The 1,018-nt window shown below is 68.5% G+C and carries 2 protein-coding genes; both read right to left on the bottom strand.

Going from position 1 to position 1,018, the window contains the following annotated elements; genetic code table 11:
- Nucleotides 1-128: 128 nt before the first annotated feature.
- A complete protein-coding gene (locus tag DMH12_RS38565; protein ID WP_125495866.1) occupies nucleotides 129-758 on the bottom strand; it encodes a class I SAM-dependent methyltransferase in 630 nt (209 codons plus the stop codon).
- 80 nt (nucleotides 759-838) lie between these two features.
- Nucleotides 839-1,018: hypothetical protein (locus DMH12_RS39520; RefSeq protein WP_148107615.1), on the bottom strand; the 180-nt coding region annotated here is incomplete at its 5' end.

The following is a 1,018-nucleotide window of genomic DNA, read 5'->3' as shown; positions in this document are numbered from 1 at the left end:
GGTCAGCCGGGCATTACGGTGGGACACGAAGACCTCCGTGCGGTGCAGTCCTAGACAGCTCCACCACACCGGAGGTCTTCGCCATGATCAAGCCCCGCCAGCGTTAACAACGCTCGTGATCAATACATCTAGTGGCGGCGGGCCAGCAAGTGGGCGTCGAGGAAACCCCGGTCGGAGGCCGGGTCGTGGAGCAGCCGGGCGAACGTGGTGAGCCCGGCCTCGGCCAGCAACTCGGCGAACCGGTCCGCCGGCCAGCTATAGGCGGGCGTTACCTTGTGGTCGAAGCGAACCGGCTCCGGTCCGTCGGTCGCAAAGAACGAGACCAGCAGCAGGCCGCCCGGCGCCAGGACACGCACCTGCTCGGCGAGCAGCGCAGGCAATTCTTCAGGCGGGGTATGGATCATAGAGTAGTGGGCCAGCACGCCGCCGAGCGCGCCGTCCTCGACCGGCAGGTCCTCCATCCGCGCCTCGTCGAACCGCAGCGCAGGATGCGCCCGCCGGGCGTGGTCGACCATGCCCGGAGAGAGGTCGAGCCCGAAGGCGTCCAGCCCCAGGTCGTGCAGCATGGCCGTCAGATGTCCCGGGCCGCACCCGACGTCCGCTGCCCGCGGGTTCCCCGTCCCGCGCACCAGCTCGGCAAAGGTGCCGATCATGTTCCGCGAGAAAGGCTGCGTCTCCAACCGATTAGCGAACAGCGACGCATACAGCTCGACGACCCCGTCGTAGGCCGCCCTAGTGTCGTCCTGGTGCTCCATCACGGAAAGCGAAGCTAACATCCGCGCACGTTCGCAGCTTCTCCGGCCCCGTGCCGGGGACAGGCCCTAACAGCTCTGCACATTCATCTGTACGCGGCTCTGCACTTCAGCTCGTACGCCGACACCAGGAGCAGCCCGATGCGCTCACGGGCCGTCAGCTTCCCCCACGCATGCTGCGCCGCTGTCGCCTTCTCACCCGGCCCGGCCACCGCCCGCGCACGGACCCCGCGCAGTTCGGCGACACACCCCCGCCCGTCCGGCAC

Source organism: Streptomyces sp. WAC 04229, assembly GCF_003947455.1.
In the GTDB taxonomy this organism is placed as follows: Bacteria; Actinomycetota; Actinomycetes; order Streptomycetales; family Streptomycetaceae; genus Streptomyces.
The sequence above is the reverse complement of the archived record's forward strand: the minus strand, read 5'-3'. Positions and strand labels throughout refer to the sequence as shown.